This is a genomic window from Thalassobellus citreus (assembly GCF_044385915.1).
Classification (GTDB): domain Bacteria; phylum Bacteroidota; class Bacteroidia; order Flavobacteriales; family Flavobacteriaceae; genus Thalassobellus; species Thalassobellus citreus.
The window spans coordinates 1-300 of the sequence record NZ_JBISCC010000107.1 but is presented as its reverse complement, the minus strand read 5'-3'; the positions used below and the strand labels follow the sequence as shown (position 1 = coordinate 300).

General features: G+C 36.0%; 1 protein-coding gene. It reads left to right on the top strand.

Annotated features, from left to right (window positions below; genetic code table 11):
• Nucleotides 1-300 (top strand): M14 family zinc carboxypeptidase (locus ACH5TX_RS01480; protein WP_439337785.1); only part of this gene is annotated, 300 nt, incomplete at both ends.

Here is a 300-nt window from a genome sequence, read left to right as displayed (position 1 = left end):
TTGTTTGTAAAAATATCTGATAATGTAACTACCGACGAACAAGAGCCTAAACTTATGTTTACCTCTTCTATGCATGGTGATGAAATTGCCGGATACCCTATGATGCTCAGTCTTATTGACTATATTTTAACGGTCTATGCCGATACAGGTCATGCTGATTATGCGAGAGTTAAAAATTTAGTTGAAAATGCTGAAATTTGGATTAACCCAAGTGCTAACCCTGATGGTACTTACTATGGAAGCGCTAACAACACATCGGTTACTGGTGCAAGAAGAGGTAATTTTTATAATATCGATTTA